Source organism: Bradyrhizobium sp. BR 1433 (assembly GCF_051547665.1).
GTDB classification, from domain to species: Bacteria; Pseudomonadota; Alphaproteobacteria; order Rhizobiales; family Xanthobacteraceae; genus Bradyrhizobium; species Bradyrhizobium australafricanum.
On the sequence record NZ_JBPUGG010000001.1, the window covers coordinates 5,983,804 to 5,997,418 of the forward strand.

The window sequence follows — 13,615 nt, forward strand, 5'->3', positions numbered from 1 at the left end:
TGTCAACGCTTCGCGGCCGTGCGCGGATCAGGCATTCCGCGCCATCAACCCGCCGTCGACCGGAATCACGGCGCCGGTCAGGAACGACGCGGCGGGCAGGCACAGGCTCAGCGTCATGTGCGCGACCTCTTCCGGATCGCCGTAACGGGCGAGCGCGGTGCGGCGCTTGGCGTAGAGCGTCTTGTGCTCCTCGGAGATGCGATCGGTGATCGCGGTGCGGATCGGACCCGGGCAGATGCAGTTCACAGTGATGCCTTCGCGTCCCAGTTCCACCGCGAGCGAGCGCGTCAGGCTGGTGACGCCGCCCTTGGCCGCGGAGTAGGGGCTGTGCAGCGCGGTCGCGCCGAGCGCCTCGGTCGAGGCGATGTTGACGATGCGCGGCGAGCGCGACTTGCGCAGGTATGGCAGTGCCGCGCGGATGATGCGCGGATGCGCCGTCAGCATCACCGCGATGCCCTTGGCCCAGGCGTCCTCGTATGCGGGATCGTCGATCGGCACCCGCACCGAGATGCCGGCATTATTGACGATGATGTCGAGCCCGCCGAAATGCGCGGCGACATCGTTGACGACTTTGGTAATGGCGTCGCGATCGCCGACGTCGAGCGTCCAGGCCTTCGCCGAGCCGCCGCCCGCCGAAATCTCCTTCGCCACCGTCTGCGTGCCTTCTTCGGTCAGGTCGGTGACCGCGACATTGGCGCCTTCATCGGCAAACACCCGCGCGGTGGCGCGGCCCATGCCGCTGGCGGCGCCGGTGACGAGAACGGTGAGGCCCTTCACCGAACGGCTGAGCTGCTTGTATTCGGACATGACGGACCCCCCGTTGATTTTCTGCGTTGTGAGAGACGGCAACGCTGGCACCGATCGCAAGATACGTCAAACCACTGATCCCATATCGGCATGCGCGCAGCGCGTTAACGCAAGTTTCCCGGTTGGCTTTCCGAGAAGGATCATGCTCAATCAAGACAACAGCACGAGAGAGGAACGCGCGATGAACGAGCTCGATTTCGGCGGCAAGCAAGTATTGGTGGTCGGCGGCTCCAGCGGCATCGGCAACGGCATCGCGCAGGCGTTCCGCGCCAAGGGCGCGCGCGTCGCGATCTGCGGCACCCGTGCGCAGGCGAGCGACTATTCCACCGAAGAGGGCTCGCATCTCGAGGGCCTCGCCTACGCGCAGCTCGATGTCAGCAACCCGCAGGCAATCGAGGCCTTCAAGCCGTCGTTCGACCAGCTCGACGTGCTGGTGCTGGCGCAGGGCGCGGTGATTTACCGCCGCGGGGAATTCGAGATGGAGGGCTTTCGCAAGGTGCTCGAGGTCAACCTGATGAGCCTGATGGCCTGCGCGACCAAATTCCAGCCGATGCTGAGCGCAGCTAAGGGCTCGCTGATCATCGTTAGCTCGACCGCGGCCTATCATTCCACCATGGGGAATCCGGCCTACAACGCCTCGAAGACCGGCGCCGTCGGGCTGACGCGCACGCTCGGCGAGGCCTGGGCGGAGAACGGCATCCGGGTCAACGGCATTGCGCCCGGCCTCGTCGACACCAAGATGACCAAGGCGACGACGGCAAATCCGAAGCGTCTCGAAGGCGCGCTCGAGCGCATTCCGCTGAAGCGTCTCGGCACGCCCGCCGACATGGCCGGCGCCGCGCTGTTCCTGGCCTCTCCGCTCGCCTCCTACATCGTCGGCCAGACCATCGTCGTCGACGGTGGGCTGATCCTGTAACCGCAGGAACCTGCGCGCCGTTTCCCGGTTAGCTCCCGGACAGATCAGGGAGCGTGACGATGGACAAGGATCGGATTTTCGGAACGGCGAAGGAGTTCGCGGGCAAGGCCGAAGGTGCTGTCGGCGACGCGACCGGCGATGCGCAGACCCAGGCCTCGGGCCGCGCGCGCGAAGCCGCGGGCTCGGTGCAGGATCTCTACGGCCAGGCCAAGGACGCCGCGCGCGACGCCGCCGACACCGCGGTCAACTACGCCAAGGACGCCTATGAGCACCGCGGCGAGACCGTTCGCAGCGGACAAAAGGCGATGGCGCATGCGGTGCAGGAGAACCCGCTTGGATCGCTGCTGATCGCCGGCGGCATCGGCTTTGCGCTCGCGCTCCTGATGACGCGCCAGCCGCGCCGCCCGCCGCCGTCGCGCTGGCGCTATTACGGTTGAGCCATACGATGAAATCGCAGGTCGGGTTGGCGATAGCGTAACCTGCCATCTCGCCGCGCAAGACATCGGCGGGTTACGGCTTCGCCTGACCCGCCGTGCGAATTTCCTACAAATTTCCAGCCATCGGCTAGCTAGTCGCGCGTGCACGGTGGCTACTGCCACGGACTCCCCGGCCCTGCGGCCCGCTGTCCGACACCGCGTGGCGGGCGCGGCGGCGGAGCGACCAGCGGGCGCTGCTGCGGCGCGCCGAACCCGAACAGATCGCGCAGCCAGGGCTGCGTCTGCGGCTGCTGTTGTTGCGGCTGGGCCTGCGTCTGGGCCGGACGGAACACGCGCCTTGGCGGCTTCGGCGCAGTGATGATCGAGCCGTCGGGCGCGATCGCCGTGGTCGAGGGCGGCGGATTGGCCGGTCCGCCCGCCGGCGCGGCGGGCGTGGTCGCGGCAACCGGCACATCGCCCTTGGCCTGCTCGCGGCCCATCTCGCGGCGCGGCCAGACGAAATCATCGGCGCGGCCGGCGGGTGGCGCCAGCGCCTCGCCCTTCACCAGCGTGCGCGCGGCGAGGGCATCGACGGCGGCGGGCCGCGAGCCCGGTCCGCCGAGCAATTGATCGGTGCCGACCGTGGAGGCGACCAGCGGCAGCACGGGGCCGGCCAGCGGCCGCGGCGCGGGCTTGCCGGGCTCGGCGCTGGTATCGGGCGTGGCCGGCTCGCTCGGCAAAGCGATCGGTCCGGTGCGCACCGCGAGCAGGCGCGTCACCTCGCGTTCGACATAGTGCGCGAGCTTGCGCGCGCCGGCCTTGGTGAAGAACACGCCGTCATCGGAGCGCAGCTTGCGGGGCTGGCCTTCGAAGTCCGGGCCCTTCTGCATGAAGCGACCGGCCTCGTCGACAAAGCCGTCCCAGACGTCGACATAGGTGATGCCGGCCTTGCCGGCGCCGTCGCGATAGAGCGCGTCGAGGAACAGCATGTCCGACGTGCCCTTCTGGCCGCGGATCGCGGGCAGGCCGACCCACAGCACCGGCACGCCCTTGCTCTTCAGCACGTTGATCAGCTCCTCGATCTTCTTGCCGTAGAGCTCGACCCAGCGGTCGTCGCGGAATTCATAGAGGCCGTTTGGCGAACGCGCGGTCTTTTCCGGCGCGGCCTGCGAGTCATTGTCGGCGTCGTCGGCCGGCGGCTCGGGATCGGCGGGCTTGGCATCAGCCTTGCCGTCACTCTTGGCGGCGGCATCCGGCTTCTCGCCGGGCTTGGCCTCCGGCTTGCCGCGCGCATCCTTCTTCTCGTCCTTCTTGTCGACCTTCTTCTCCACGACAGATTCGCGGATCGCGGTGCGATCGTTGAGGCCGAGCATCACAACGATGGCGTCGGGGTTCTCGGTGGCGAGAATGCCCTTCGCGGCCGCGGCCCAATCCGCCGGATCGCCCTTGGGCTGATAGCGGATCAGGCCGGAGACCGTCTTGTGCTTGCGGATCACGCCCATGTCGGGCTGGTCGGAATAGGCATCCTCCAGGCCATAGCCGAGCCAGTCGGCCATGGCGTCGCCGATGACGAGCACGTTGCGCTCGGCGGCGGCCTCGCGCTTGGCCGGTGCCGGAGCGCGCGAGAAATCCTCGCGCGGCCGCTGCGGCTGCGATGATTGCGGTTGCTGCTGCTGGAACGGCGCGAAGAAATCGCCGCCGAACCAGCCGCCACCGCCATGCTGCGGCGGAGCGCGGCGCTGCGGTTGCGGCGGTCCGCCGCCGAAGCCGGGGAAGCCGAAGAACTGCGCCGAGGCGGGCTGGGCGATCCCGATCAACAGCGCAAGCGCCACCGTCAGCGCGACCAGCGGACCGGCTTCGGTGAATATGCGCAAAAAGGACTTTGGCTCTCGCATCGCGTTCGGTCGCAAATGATCTGGAAGTACGTGAGCATACTAGCGGAATCGGGCCGCAAGCGGGCAGCTTTTCCACCATAAATCGGGTGCCTCCGGCCGCCGTCAAGGCAGGCGGCAAATATCGGATTTCACGGTTACTTTAGGGGTGGAGGGCCTGAGTATGGCCGCATCGGAACTGCGCCCCCTCTCCCGCTTGCGGGGGAGGGCTGGGGTGGGGGTGTTTCCGCAAGTCGAACGTCGAGAGAGGTCTTCAAGTGGAAAGAGCCCCACCCGGATTGCATCTCCGATGGCAATCCGACCTCCCCCGCAAGCGGGAGAGGTGCAGGGAGCTTGCGGCCGCGCATGGCCCGCAGCCCGGATGGAGCGAAGCGCAATCCGGGACCAGAAGCCTTCTCCTTCCCCCTGAAAGGGGGAAGGTCGGGATGGGGGTCAGCCACACGCGCCGTCGCTGGTGGAGAGACCCGATCCCCACCCGCTTTGCTCTCTCGAGCAAAGCGACCTCCCCTTTTCAAGGGGAGGTGAAGAAGCTTCGCACAGCCGTAGCCCGGATGGAGCCGAAGCGTAATCCGGGACCAGACCAGCCGCACGGCGAGAACCCCGGCTTTCGCTGCGCTGCATCCGGGCTACGGGGTACCCTCCGGCTTCAGCCCTACCGCCCGCGCAGCCGCTCCAGCACCTCGGCGGTGGCAAAACCGTCGGCCGGTGCCCCGATCGACACCTGGAAGCCGCGCAGCGCCTCGCGGGTCTGGCCGCCGAACTGGCCGTCGGGCGTGCCCTTGTAGAAGCCGCGCTGGGCGAGCAGCTGCTGCAGTTCCAGCCGTTCGGCGCGCGACAGCACCCGCTCCTGGCGCGGCCAGGGCTGCGCGAAGGGCTGGCCGCCGCGCAGGCGGTCGGCGAAATGGCCGATGGCGAGCGCATAGGCCTCGGCCGGGTTGTACTTCATGATCACCCGGAAATTCTGCAGCATCAGGAAGCCCGGCCCCTCGGCGCCGGCCGGCGCCAGCAGATAGGCCTTGTCGGACGGCCGCGGGAACGGCTGGCCGCCCGGCCGCTTGAGGCCGAGATGCTCCCATTGCGACAGCGGCATCGCCTTGGCGCGGTCGGCCAGCATGTAATTGAGGCCTTGCGGCAGCACGACCTCGTAGCCCCAGCTCGCGCCGGTCTGCCAGCCGTCCTTCTTCAAATTGTTGGCGGTCGAGGCGATCAGGTCGCTCGGATTGTCGACGACGTCGCGGCGGCCGTCGCCATCGCCATCGACGGCATAGCGCTTGAACGCGGTCGGCATGAACTGGGTCGGGCCGAAGGCGCCGGCCCAGGAGCCGCGCATCTGCTCGGGCCTGAGGTCGCCGCGGTTGAGGATTTCCAGCGCCGACAGGAACTCGTCCTTGAAATAGGCCTGACGGCGGCCGATGCAGGCGAGCGTCGCGGTCGACTGCACCACGTTGCGATCGCCCATCTGGGTCGAGTAGTTCGAACTCGATGCCCCAGATCGCCGCGATGATGTAGCGGTCGACGCCATAGGCCTTCTCGGTGGCGTCGAACTGCGGTTTGTATTTCGCAAGGATCTCGCGCCCCTTGGCGAGCCTGGTGTCGCTGACCAGGATGTCGAGATAATCCCAGATCGCCTTGGTGAACTCCGGCTGCGAATCCATCAGATCCATGATGCGCAGATCGGGCGTCAGGCCGGCGGTGAAGCGCTCGAAATTCTCTTGGGTGATGTTGCGCCGTGCGGCATCTGGCCACATCGCTGCGACGCAGTTCGGGAAGTCCGACGCGGCCTGGCGGATCGCCGCTGCGGTCATCAGCGGATGGCCGGAGGCGCCGTCTTCACCGCTCCACGGCGGTGCCGCGCCGTCCTGTCCGGTTGCGGCCTGCGGCGGCGTCGCGTTCGGTCCGGAAAAGATGCTGTCGATCAGGTTGGTCAGGCCGTTGCCCGCCGACTGGGCTTGCGTGCTGCCGGGCAGCAGCAGGGCCAACGCGATCAGGCTCGCGCCGAAAAGCTTGGTCCTCGATGTTCCCATCGCGCGCATTTGTTGTGTGCCTGTCAAAATCGTGCTGTTCCAGAAGGCCCCGGCACGGTTTCCAATAACTTAACAAGGGCGAGATTTTGTTGCGGCCCGCATTTGGCTGACGGGAACGGCGGAATTAAGCCGCACCACACATCCGCCTTTGTTGGCGGCTGCAAAACGGGGTACCAAAGGCATGATTCATTTCGTGCCGCCGTCCCACCCATTTCAAGGCTTCCGATAATCCCATGAAGATCCGCAAAGCCGTATTCCCCGTCGCCGGTCTCGGTACCCGCGTGCTGCCCGCCACCAAGGCGATGCCGAAGGAGATGCTGACGATCGTCGACAAGCCCCTGATCCAGTACGTGGTCGACGAGGCCCGGGAAGCCGGCATCGAGCATTTCGTGTTCGTCACCGGCCGCAACAAGGGTGTCATCGAGGACCACTTCGACCGCATGTTCGAGCTCGACACCACGCTGGCGCAGCGCGGCAAGAAGACCGAGCAGGATATCCTGGCGCAGAACCAGCCGGAAGCCGGCGCGATGAGCTTCACCCGGCAGCAGGCGCCGCTCGGGCTCGGCCACGCGGTGTGGTGCGCGCGCGATATCATCGGCAACGAGCCGTTCGCGGTGGTGCTGCCGGACGAGCTGGTGCTGAACACGCCGGGCTGCCTCAAGCAGATGATCGACGCCGCGAGCAGGCTTGGCGACAAGTCGAACCTGATCGCGGTCGAGGCGGTGCCCGACGAACTCACCCATCAATACGGCATCTGCAGCGTCGGCAAACGCACCGGCAACATCTTCGAGGTCGACCGCATGGTCGAGAAGCCGCCGCAGGGCACCGCGCCGTCCAACCTGTCGATCACCGGCCGCTACATCCTGCAGCCCGAGATCTTCAACATCCTGGCCACGCAGGAGCGCGGCGCCGGCGGCGAGATCCAGCTCACCGATGCGATGATCGGTCTTGCGAAGACGCAGAAGTTCTACGGCGTGGAGTTCGAGGGTGAGCGCCACGATTGCGGCTCCAAGCCCGGCTTCCTCCGCGCCAACATCGCCTTCGGCCTCAAGCGCCCCGAACTGCGCGACGGCCTGATCGCCGAGATGAAGAAGTATCTGGAGAAGTAGGGGCGCCGCCTTATCTCGTCATTCGCCGCGAGAATGCGGACGTATGATGCACAGACCGCGCAACATATTCAATGTCGTCCTGGCGAAAGCCAGGACCCATTACTCCGACCATCAGTTGTTGAGCGAAGCTGGAGCCACGATCCCGTTCACAATCAAACGCGGTGGTGATGGGTCCTGGCTTTCGCCAGGACGACGGTTGTGGGGGTGGCGGCGAGACGTGTGCGTCAAACGAGAACTACATCTTCGCCGCAGCGTCTCGGCAGTCACGCCACCTTCCTTCGCCCCGCGCGCTTCGCCGGCTCCTTGGCGCCGTCCTGCTTCGGCGCGCGCAGGGCGCGGGCGGCGAGGCTGACGACCTCGGAGATCTGCTGGAGCTGCGCGGCGAGCGGAGAGGTCTTGCGCCAGACCATGCCGATGGTGCGCGACGGCTGCGGATGCTTGAAGCGCGAGACCGTGACCGGCGCCGAGCGCGTCTCCACCGCCACGGCCATCTCGGGGATCAGGGTGACGCCGATGCCGGCGCCGACCATCTGCACCAGCGTCGACAGCGAGCTCGCGTCCAGCACCTCGCGCGGCGGCGAGGACTGCATGTTGCAGAACGACAGCGCCTGGTCGCGGAAGCAGTGGCCCTCCTCGAGCAGCAAGAGCCGCATCTCGCGCAGCATCTCGGCGCTCGGCACCGGCGTCTTCGCGTCCTCGCCCGGCCGCACCAGCAGGAAGTTTTCCGAGAACAGCGCGACCTCGGTCAGCGACGGTTCCGATACCGGCAGCGCCACGATCGCGGTGTCGAGCCGGCCCTCGGCGACTTCCTTGATCAGCTTCGGCGTCAGCGTCTCGCGGACATGGATGTCGAGCTCGGGATGCAGCCGCGCCAGGTTCTCGATCACCTTCGGCAGCAGATATGGCGCGACGGTCGGGATCATGCCGACCCGCAGCCGCCCGGCAAGCTTGTCGCGCGAGGCGCGCGCGAAGTCGCCGAGTTCGTCGACCGAACGCAGGATGTCGCGCACGCGGCGCAGCAGGTCCTCGCCGAAGGTCGTCAGCGTCACCTGCCGCGCATTGCGTTCGATCAGCACGCCGCCGACCGCCTGTTCCATTTCGCGGATCTGCATCGACAGCGCCGGCTGCGACACCGCGCAGGCATCCGCGGCGCGCCCGAAATGGCGGTGGTGGGCCAGAGCATCAAAATACCTGAGTTGCCGGAGTGTGACATTTATCATCAGATAATCTTATCGACGCGATCACTAAAGTCAATTTCCTCTGATGGATTGGGTTGCGTAGAATCGTTCTTGGAAGAGCTCCAGCGCATTCCAGAATCCATCACCTCGGAGAAGAAACATGGACGCAAAAACCGACGAAGGCGCGGGCAAATGCCCATTCACAGGCGGGCCTCGCGGGCACTCGAATCGTGACTGGTGGCCGGAGACGCTCGACGTTCAGGTGCTGCATCGCAACTCCAGCCTGTCCGATCCGATGGGCAAGGGCTTCGACTACGCCAAGGAATTCAAGAGTCTCGATCTCAACGCCGTGATCAAGGACCTCACGGCCCTGATGACGACGTCGCAAGAATGGTGGCCGGCCGACTTCGGCCATTACGGCGGCCTGATGATCCGCATGGCCTGGCATTCGGCGGGCACCTATCGCATCACCGACGGCCGCGGCGGCGCCGGTGCCGGTCAGCAGCGTTTCGCCCCACTCAACAGCTGGCCGGACAATGCCAACCTCGACAAAGCGCGCCGGCTGCTGTGGCCGATCAAGCAGAAGTACGGCCGCAAGATCTCGTGGGCCGACCTGATGGTCCTCGCCGGCAACGTTGCGCTGGAATCGATGGGCTTCAAGACGTTCGGTTTTGCGGGTGGCCGCGCCGACGTGTGGGAGCCGGAAGAACTGTACTGGGGTCCGGAAGGCACTTGGCTCGGTGACGAGCGCTACAGCGGCGAGCGCCAGCTCTCCGAGCCGCTCGGCGCGGTGCAGATGGGCCTGATCTACGTCAACCCGGAAGGCCCTGAACGGCAATCCGGACCCGGTCGCCGCCGCGAAGGACATCCGCGAGACGTTCTTCCGCATGGCGATGAACGACGAGGAGACCGTCGCGCTGATCGCCGGCGGCCACACCTTCGGCAAGACCCACGGTGCGGGCGATCCGTCGTTGATCGGTCCGGAGCCGGAAGGTGGCGCGATCGAGGAACAGGGTCTCGGCTGGAAGAGCAAGTTCGGCACCGGCGTCGGCGCTGACGCGATCACCGGCGGTCCCGAGGTCACCTGGACCCAGACCCCGACCAAGTGGAGCAACCACTTCTTCGAGAACCTGTTCAAGTACGAATGGGAGCTGACGAAGAGCCCGGCGGGTGCGAAGCAGTGGAAGGCAAAGGGCGCGGACGCCGTCATTCCGGACGCGTTCGATCCGTCGAAGAAGCATGTCCCGACGATGCTGACCACCGACCTGTCGCTGCGCTTCGATCCGGCCTATGAGAAGATCTCTCGCCGGTTCTACGAGCATCCGGACCAGTTCGCGGACGCCTTTGCCCGCGCCTGGTTCAAGCTTACGCACCGCGACATGGGCCCGATCCAACGCTACCTCGGCCCGCTGGTGCCGAAGGAGACGCTGATCTGGCAGGACCCGGTGCCGGCGCTCGATCACGCCGTGATCGACGACAAGGATATCGAGGCGCTCAAGGCGAAGATCCTCGCCTCGGGTCTGTCGGTGTCCGAATTGGTGTCGACCGCCTGGGCCTCGGCCTCGACGTTCCGCGGCTCCGACAAGCGCGGCGGTGCCAATGGTGCACGCATCCGCCTTGCGCCGCAGAAGGACTGGGATGTCAACGAGCCGGCGCAGCTCGAGACTGTGCTGAGCAAGCTCGAAGCCATCCAGAAGGAGTTCGGCAAGAAGGTCTCGCTCGCTGATCTGATCGTGCTCGGCGGCGCCGCTGCGATCGAGAAGGCGGCCAAGGACGGCGGCACCAGTGTGAAGGTCCCCTTCACGCCGGGCCGCACCGATGCGACGCAGGATCAGACCGATGTCGAATCGTTCGCTCCGCTCGAGCCGCGGGCTGACGGCTTCCGCAACTACATCGGCGGCAAGCATCAGTTCCTGCAGCCAGAAGAGGCCTTGGTCGACCGTGCACAGCTCCTGCGGCTGACCGGACCGGAATTGACGGTCCTCGTCGGCGGCCTGCGCGTGCTCGGCGCCAATGCCAAGAAGTCCAAGCACGGCGTTTTCACCGGCAAGCCGGGGACGCTCACCAACGACTTCTTCCTCAACCTGCTCGACATGGGCACGGTGTGGAGCGATACCGGCGAGGGCGTCTATGAGGGCCGCGACCGCAAGACCAAGGCGGTGAAGTGGACCGGCACCCGCGTCGACCTGATCTTCGGCTCGCACTCGCAGCTGCGGGCGTTCGCCGAGGTCTACGGCCAGTCCGACTCCAAGGAGCAGTTCGTGAAGGACTTCGTCGCGGCCTGGGCCAAGGTGATGAACGCCGACCGCTTCGACCTCGTGAAGTAAGCGGCGAGCAAACGGCAATCAGGGCAGGGCGGCGCTTCGGCGCCGCCCTGTTTCATTTAGGGGACGATGAGGAAGTTTTTCGCGGTTTGCCGATCCCTCTCAATCATGCAGCTTCATGTCGCGGATCATCTCCTCCAACTCCGCCTGCGTCGGGGCCGCCAGTGCGACTTGCGGCGCGCTGCTCGTCGCGGTGGACACGTCGCATTGCGAGGCACCGCGCCGCGGCTCGAAAATTGCGGTCAGGCTCGCCCAGCAGACGAGGAGGGCCACGATCCAGTCCAGTACATTGGATGCCGTCATTGCAGCACCAGCATCAGCATTTCCATGCCCTGATGCTGCAGCCTGTGCGACGCTTGCGCAATTCGGAAGCTACGAAACGTAACTTCGGCGTTGCCGAGCGGGTTATCCGTACCGAGCGAGTGCAACACACCGTCATTGCGAGGAGCGTCAGCGACGACGCAATCCATTTCTCCGCTTGCGGCACGATGGATTGCTTCGCTCCGCTCGCAATGACGGCGGGCGGAGCGCAAAACTAAAATTGTGACGCTGCCGCTACAGCGACGATCCGCTCCGCGCGCGGCGCCCCTCGATCGGATAGGCGGGGTCGTTGAAGCCCGGCGTCGAGGGATGGCCGGTGACGACGAGGCGGTCGATCAGGGCTTCGTCCTCGGCGGTGAAGCGGTAGTCGAGCGCGCGGATATAGTCGTCCCATTGCACTTCGGTGCGCGGCCCCGCGATGACCGCGCTGACGAACGACGAGTTCAGCACCCAGGACACCGCGAACTGCCCGGCGGTGATGCCTTTGCTTTCGGCGTGGCGCTTGATCTCCTGCGCGAGCTCGAGCGATTCCGGCCGCCACTCGGTCTGCATCATGCGCTTGTCGTTGCGCCCCGCACGCGTGTCCGCGGGTGGCGCCGCGTCGGGCGCGTATTTGCCGGTGAGCACGCCGCGCGCCAGCGGGCTATAGGGCACGATGCCGAGCCCGTAATAGGCGCAGGCCGGAAAATGCTCGACCTCGGGCATCCGGTTCATCGCATTGTAATAGGGCTGGCTCGCGACCGGACGGTCGATGCCGAGCCGGTCGCAGATGTTGCAGATCTCGGCGACGCGCCAGGCGCGGTAGTTGGAGACGCCGAAATAGCGCACCTTGCCGGCGCGGATCAGGTCGCCCATCGCGCGCACCGTCTCGTCGAGCGGCGTCGTGTGATCTTCCTTGTGCAGATAGTCGACGTCGATGTAGTCGGTGCCGAGCCGCTTCAGGCTCTCGTCGGCGGCCTGGAACACCCAGCGGCGCGACAGCCCGCCGTGGTTGGGATCGTCGCCGACCGGATTGGCGAGTTTTGTCGCGAGCACCCAGTTCGACCGGCTGTTCGAGATCGCGCGCCCCACGACCTCCTCGGACTTGCCGCCATTATAGGCGTCGGCGCTGTCGATGAAGTTGATGCCGGCCTCGCGCGCCTTCACCACGATCCGCGCCGAGGTCGCCTCGTCGGTCGGTCCGCCGAACATCATGGTGCCGAGGCAGATCGGCGAGACCTTCAGGCCGCTGCGGCCAAGCTGGCGATATTGCATCGGACTTTCCTTTCCTGCGGTCATTCCGGGGCGATGCGCAGCATCGAACCGGAATCTCGAGATTCCGGGTCTGGTCCTTCGGACCATCCCGGAATGACAAAGGTCAGCTGTCGTTCTTCAGGATCTTGAACACGCCGTTGGCCATCGCGATACAGCGCTTGTCGACGGTCACCTCGGCCGTGATGAAGATCAGGCTGCGGGTCGAGCGGACCACGCGCGGCCGCGTCGTCAGGATCTCGCCGATCTTGCCGGCCTCGACGAAATGGGTATCGAGCTGCACGGTCGCAAGCGTCGGCTTGCCCGAGACGAAGCGTGCGGCCATGCCGCAGGCGCGGTCGGCGAAGGTCATGATCACGCCGCCCTGCACGAGGCCGCGGCGATTGTGGTGCTTGTCCTCGGTGATCAGCGCGAGTTCAAGCGCACCGTCCTTCAACCGTTCCCACAACGGGCCGATCAGGGTCAGGAATCCTGTGGTTTCGGCGATCTTCCAGCCGTCGGATTTGAGTTTGTCCGCGGCCTTGGCCGTCATGAGGTGGGGTCCGTTGCTGATGATTGATCGCAGGAGGCATGTGGTAGCAGTCATTTCATCAAACGCTGTTGTGTTGTAGTCAAGGTCAATGGCCCGCACATTTGACGATGCCACCCGGCGGAATATCGCAGAGCTCTGTGCCGCATTCGCACGCCTGGCGCCGGCGGATGCCGCGCCGACGCTGAAGCGCGCGGCGGTCGCGATCGCGCTGACCGAAGGCGACGACGGCAGCGGCACGGCGTTCCTGTTGACCCGCCGCAGCGCGCGCCTGCGCGCCCACAGCGCGCAATGGGCGTTGCCGGGCGGGCGCTGCGATGCCGGCGAGACGCAGGCCGAGGCCGCGCTGCGCGAACTGCATGAGGAGCTCGGGCTCGCGCTTGGCCCGAGCGACGTGCTCGGCATGCTTGACGACTATCCGACGCGGTCCGGCTATCTGATCACGCCGGTCGTGGTCTGGGCCGGCGCGCATGCGGCGATCATGCCGAACCCCGACGAGGTCGCTTCCGTCCACCGCATCGGCCTCGATGCGATCGAGCTGGAGGACGCGTTCAGCTTCGTCACGATCCCGGAGAGCTCGCGCCGCGTGATCCGCTTCCGCCTCGGTGGCCAGCAGATTCATGCGCCGACTGCCGCGCTGATCTATCAATTCCGCGAGGTGCTGGCCGGCCGCAGCACCCGCGTCGCCGAACTGGAGCAGCCGGTATTCGCATGGAAGTAGCGACGATGACGCTATTTGTGATGCCGCTTGCGGGCGTTCATCTTCATTGATTTCCTCTGCGCACCAGGCGAATGCGCTGCGACCTCGGGTTCCGGAGGCGCCCGCGACACATTCTCGTAACAGGTGA

11 protein-coding genes and 2 pseudogenes are annotated in these 13,615 nt (G+C 66.2%); 5 read left to right on the top strand and 8 right to left on the bottom strand.

The window, feature by feature from the left end; all coding sequences use genetic code 11:
• Positions 1-27 precede the first annotated feature (27 nt).
• Complete coding sequence (locus ACSKB9_RS28840) at positions 28-807, bottom strand: SDR family NAD(P)-dependent oxidoreductase (RefSeq protein WP_225161293.1); 780 nt, start codon at positions 805-807, stop codon at positions 28-30.
• Between the two features lie 181 nt (positions 808-988).
• On the opposite strand from ACSKB9_RS28840, the gene ACSKB9_RS28845 reads away from it, so the two are divergent.
• Together ACSKB9_RS28845 and ACSKB9_RS28850 are read left to right on the top strand one after the other, a co-directional pair.
• The gene (locus ACSKB9_RS28845) at positions 989-1,723 is read left to right on the top strand and encodes an SDR family NAD(P)-dependent oxidoreductase (protein WP_092086679.1); all 735 of its coding nucleotides are present in this window, start codon (positions 989-991) and stop codon (positions 1,721-1,723) included.
• A 59-nt stretch (positions 1,724-1,782) separates the two neighbouring features.
• On the top strand, positions 1,783-2,160 hold the full coding sequence (locus ACSKB9_RS28850; RefSeq protein WP_050387227.1) for a CsbD family protein: 378 nt from the start codon (positions 1,783-1,785) through the stop codon (positions 2,158-2,160).
• A 152-nt stretch (positions 2,161-2,312) separates the two neighbouring features.
• On the opposite strand, the gene ACSKB9_RS28855 is transcribed toward ACSKB9_RS28850, so the two are convergent.
• Complete coding sequence (locus ACSKB9_RS28855; protein ID WP_438077356.1) at positions 2,313-4,034, bottom strand: SGNH/GDSL hydrolase family protein; 1,722 nt, start codon at positions 4,032-4,034, stop codon at positions 2,313-2,315.
• A 649-nt stretch (positions 4,035-4,683) separates the two neighbouring features.
• A pseudogene (locus ACSKB9_RS28860) lies at positions 4,684-6,064 on the bottom strand (lytic murein transglycosylase).
• 224 nt (positions 6,065-6,288) lie between these two features.
• Between ACSKB9_RS28860 and galU the strand changes: the two are divergent.
• Positions 6,289-7,164: a UTP--glucose-1-phosphate uridylyltransferase GalU gene (gene galU / locus ACSKB9_RS28865; protein WP_028334743.1), complete on the top strand. Its 876-nt coding sequence runs from the start codon at positions 6,289-6,291 to the stop codon at positions 7,162-7,164.
• Between the two features lie 263 nt (positions 7,165-7,427).
• On the opposite strand, the gene ACSKB9_RS28870 is transcribed toward galU, so the two are convergent.
• Positions 7,428-8,384 (bottom strand): hydrogen peroxide-inducible genes activator, encoded by a 957-nt coding sequence (locus ACSKB9_RS28870; RefSeq protein WP_225645154.1) that lies wholly within the window; start codon positions 8,382-8,384, stop codon positions 7,428-7,430.
• A gap of 118 nt (positions 8,385-8,502) precedes the next feature.
• Here ACSKB9_RS28870 and katG point away from each other — a divergent pair.
• Positions 8,503-10,669: pseudogene (gene katG / locus ACSKB9_RS28875) on the top strand (catalase/peroxidase HPI).
• A gap of 99 nt (positions 10,670-10,768) precedes the next feature.
• Here katG and ACSKB9_RS28880 read toward each other — a convergent pair.
• From ACSKB9_RS28880 to ACSKB9_RS28895, 4 genes are all read right to left on the bottom strand, one after another.
• The gene (locus ACSKB9_RS28880) at positions 10,769-10,969 is read right to left on the bottom strand and encodes a hypothetical protein (protein WP_438077359.1); all 201 of its coding nucleotides are present in this window, start codon (positions 10,967-10,969) and stop codon (positions 10,769-10,771) included.
• The gene (locus tag ACSKB9_RS28885; RefSeq protein WP_438077361.1) at positions 10,966-11,136 is read right to left on the bottom strand and encodes a hypothetical protein; all 171 of its coding nucleotides are present in this window, start codon (positions 11,134-11,136) and stop codon (positions 10,966-10,968) included. Before ACSKB9_RS28885 ends, ACSKB9_RS28880 begins: the two co-directional genes overlap by 4 nt.
• Before the next feature lie 85 nt (positions 11,137-11,221).
• Positions 11,222-12,241 (bottom strand): aldo/keto reductase, encoded by a 1,020-nt coding sequence (locus ACSKB9_RS28890; RefSeq protein WP_438077363.1) that lies wholly within the window; start codon positions 12,239-12,241, stop codon positions 11,222-11,224.
• Positions 12,242-12,344: 103 nt separating this feature from the next.
• The gene (locus ACSKB9_RS28895; protein ID WP_028334748.1) at positions 12,345-12,770 is read right to left on the bottom strand and encodes a PaaI family thioesterase; all 426 of its coding nucleotides are present in this window, start codon (positions 12,768-12,770) and stop codon (positions 12,345-12,347) included.
• Between the two features lie 88 nt (positions 12,771-12,858).
• Between ACSKB9_RS28895 and ACSKB9_RS28900 the strand changes: the two genes are divergently transcribed.
• Positions 12,859-13,488 carry an NUDIX hydrolase gene (locus ACSKB9_RS28900; protein WP_438077365.1) on the top strand — a complete coding sequence of 210 codons (630 nt, stop codon included), beginning with the start codon at positions 12,859-12,861 and terminating at the stop codon, positions 13,486-13,488.
• Positions 13,489-13,615 lie beyond the last annotated feature (127 nt).

Excerpts from the sequence above, each read along its gene's own strand:
- ACSKB9_RS28900 (WP_438077365.1), top strand. The coding sequence starts at position 12,859 with ATGGCCCGCACATTTGACGATGCCACCCGGCGGAATATCGCAGAGCTC.
- ACSKB9_RS28880 (WP_438077359.1), bottom strand. The coding sequence starts at position 10,969 with ATGACGGCATCCAATGTACTGGACTGGATCGTGGCCCTCCTCGTCTGC.
- ACSKB9_RS28890 (WP_438077363.1), bottom strand. The coding sequence starts at position 12,241 with ATGCAATATCGCCAGCTTGGCCGCAGCGGCCTGAAGGTCTCGCCGATC.
- ACSKB9_RS28850 (WP_050387227.1), top strand. The coding sequence starts at position 1,783 with ATGGACAAGGATCGGATTTTCGGAACGGCGAAGGAGTTCGCGGGCAAG.
- ACSKB9_RS28885 (WP_438077361.1), bottom strand. The coding sequence starts at position 11,136 with ATGGATTGCGTCGTCGCTGACGCTCCTCGCAATGACGGTGTGTTGCAC.
- ACSKB9_RS28895 (WP_028334748.1), bottom strand. The coding sequence starts at position 12,770 with ATGACGGCCAAGGCCGCGGACAAACTCAAATCCGACGGCTGGAAGATC.
- ACSKB9_RS28870 (WP_225645154.1), bottom strand. The coding sequence starts at position 8,384 with ATGATAAATGTCACACTCCGGCAACTCAGGTATTTTGATGCTCTGGCC.
- ACSKB9_RS28855 (WP_438077356.1), bottom strand. The coding sequence starts at position 4,034 with ATGCGAGAGCCAAAGTCCTTTTTGCGCATATTCACCGAAGCCGGTCCG.
- ACSKB9_RS28845 (WP_092086679.1), top strand. The coding sequence starts at position 989 with ATGAACGAGCTCGATTTCGGCGGCAAGCAAGTATTGGTGGTCGGCGGC.
- ACSKB9_RS28840 (WP_225161293.1), bottom strand. The coding sequence starts at position 807 with ATGTCCGAATACAAGCAGCTCAGCCGTTCGGTGAAGGGCCTCACCGTT.
- galU (WP_028334743.1), top strand. The coding sequence starts at position 6,289 with ATGAAGATCCGCAAAGCCGTATTCCCCGTCGCCGGTCTCGGTACCCGC.